Raw genomic sequence first — 2,130 nt, forward strand, 5'->3', positions numbered from 1 at the left:
GCCTGCATTAGGAAGATGGTTGTGATCTTAAATTCGATGCTAAGAGACGGTGTTTTGTGGGAAGCGCCAAAAGCTTAAAATTAACTATTGACGCCATAGTCTCTTGTTAGGAAGCTACGCTCTCTCTTTGCCGTGATAGAAATATACAAACTTCTCAGCATCATGAACGCCTGTTCCCCACATAGGTGAGTTTAATGAAATAACAGAGCCGTCTTTTGCTATTTTGATTTTCTCTCTTACATAAGTTTCAAATTCTGAAAAGTTCTCAATTTGAATCTTTTTTAGCTCTTCTACAAAGTGAGCTGCTTTGTATTTAACAGCTTCTCGCTCATAGTGTTTCGCGCAGTTTTCAGGAATAAGAAAAAACTCTTCATCTTCATCCCAATCAAAGGCTTCCACATAGTCGATTTCAATACTTCCAGAACCATCTTCTGAGTAACAAGCAAAAGCGACATCATAGTCTTTTGTTTCAGGCTGCTTACTAAAGACAGACTGTAAATCGTCGATTATATGCTGAACCTTCATTTAGCTTCCTAACGCCTCACTAAGAGGCAAATGATAGTTGGTTAAAATAAGCGACGCAGGAGCAAAAACCAACTGTTATTTGTCCTTTTGAGTGACTTGTTATATTTTTTAAATTAAAATGTACGACAATACCGTACATGAATTGGAGTTTACTATGGACAGCATAAGTGTAAATCAGTTTAGAGAGAACTTAAAAGCATACGTTGAACAAACAGTTAGCGAGCATGAACCTATTAAAGTAACCAGACGCTCTGGTGATGCTTTTATTGTGATGAGTGCCGATGACTGGGAAAGAGAACAAGAAACATTACACGTATTACAAAGTAATAGCTTGATGCAACAAATAGCTGAATCAATGAATACGCATAAGAGTAATAAAGGCCACAAACCAACACAAGAGCAATTAGATGAGATCATTAATCTTTGAAGGTAAAACGTGGCTCACTTATGAGCAGTTAAGAGAAAAAGATAAAAAATTACATAAAGCGCTATGTAAAATATTAAAAGAAATGCTTCGCTCAGACCCAAGTAGTGGATTAGGAAAACCCGAGCCACTAAAACATAACCTGTCTGGTTTATGGTCGAAGCGAATTTCTCAAAAAGACAGACTCATTTACAAATTCGATGAAGAGTATGTTTATATATTCGCAATTGGTGGACATTACGCCGACCATTAGAAAAATATAACGATCATAGTTCATGAGCCGTAGGTCTCATGTAACGGGTTGTTCTTTACTTCGGAGAGAGGAGGTTGTCGCTACTCAATCCGTGAGTTCATATTCCATGCCCTTGGGGCTTAATTGAAGCCCCCCTGCGGCGTGAGGGAAGCATCGCTTCTTTACTTGAAGTCAATTGCAGGTCTCTTTAAAAGCTACGCTTTACGAGCCTTAGCAAGTGCCTTCAAGCTACCATAAAATAGGCGTTTCTTCCATCGCGTTTGGTTCTATCTACTCCCTCGGCTAGACTAAAATATCACTTCTTTTTACTAAAAAATCGTCTACCGCAGGTCAAGAACGCCTCATTCAGAGGCAATAAAATAGCTGGTTAAAATTAGCGAGGCACGAGCAAAAACCAGCTGTTTTTTGTCCTGCTGAAATGACTTGTTGGTTTTCAATGCCTACCAACAAACGCCATAATCCAATCATGCTCTTCATCACTTGTTGTTTCAGTATCAAAGAACTCAGATATTTCAGCTTTCATTGCATCCAATTCGCTTACTCCCTCTTCTAGGGTTGATAAGTAAGTTGTATGAAAGAAACAACCGTACACACCACTAGTTATAGAGTATGGTGCAATATCGCCACCTTTTTCCAAAGTTAGGCGAGCACCTTTGGAGTGCTCCTCGTCCTTAATTATTTCACCACTTTCAGAACCTACTGTTCCGATGGTTTCTCCATTATCAGTTTGATTCCACATAGCTCAACTTTTGAAAACTAACGCCCTAATAATGGGCAAAAAATTGTTGGCTAAAATGTTGAGGAACGAAAACAGCCTACTGTTTTTTGTCCTTATTTATTAGCTTGTTATGTTTCATTGGTAAAAAACTTCTTTTATTATATTTGGTGTACAGCTTTCACCAAAGCCAACCACAACAAAATGCTTTCG

4 protein-coding genes are annotated in these 2,130 nt (G+C 38.4%); 2 read left to right on the forward strand and 2 right to left on the reverse strand.

Annotation, left to right across the window (positions count from 1 at the left end):
- Positions 1 to 114 precede the first annotated feature (114 nt).
- On the reverse strand, positions 115 to 525 hold the full coding sequence (locus L2737_RS22135) for a hypothetical protein (RefSeq protein WP_248957128.1): 411 nt from the start codon (positions 523 to 525) through the stop codon (positions 115 to 117).
- 154 nt (positions 526 to 679) lie between these two features.
- Here L2737_RS22135 and L2737_RS22140 point away from each other — a divergent pair, with 154 nt between their 5' ends.
- Together L2737_RS22140 and L2737_RS22145 are read left to right on the forward strand one after the other, a co-directional pair.
- Positions 680 to 952, forward strand: coding sequence for a type II toxin-antitoxin system Phd/YefM family antitoxin (locus L2737_RS22140; RefSeq protein WP_248957129.1), 273 nt, complete (start codon positions 680 to 682; stop codon positions 950 to 952).
- Positions 933 to 1,202: a Txe/YoeB family addiction module toxin gene (locus tag L2737_RS22145; protein ID WP_189377028.1), complete on the forward strand. Its 270-nt coding sequence runs from the start codon at positions 933 to 935 to the stop codon at positions 1,200 to 1,202. Before L2737_RS22140 ends, L2737_RS22145 begins: the two co-directional genes overlap by 20 nt.
- Before the next feature lie 433 nt (positions 1,203 to 1,635).
- Here the strand turns inward: L2737_RS22145 and L2737_RS22150 are convergent, their stop codons facing one another.
- Positions 1,636 to 1,941 carry a hypothetical protein gene (locus L2737_RS22150; protein ID WP_248957130.1) on the reverse strand — a complete coding sequence of 102 codons (306 nt, stop codon included), beginning with the start codon at positions 1,939 to 1,941 and terminating at the stop codon, positions 1,636 to 1,638.
- Positions 1,942 to 2,130 lie beyond the last annotated feature (189 nt).

The organism is Shewanella electrodiphila, from assembly GCF_023283985.1.
Classification (GTDB): domain Bacteria; phylum Pseudomonadota; class Gammaproteobacteria; order Enterobacterales; family Shewanellaceae; genus Shewanella; species Shewanella electrodiphila.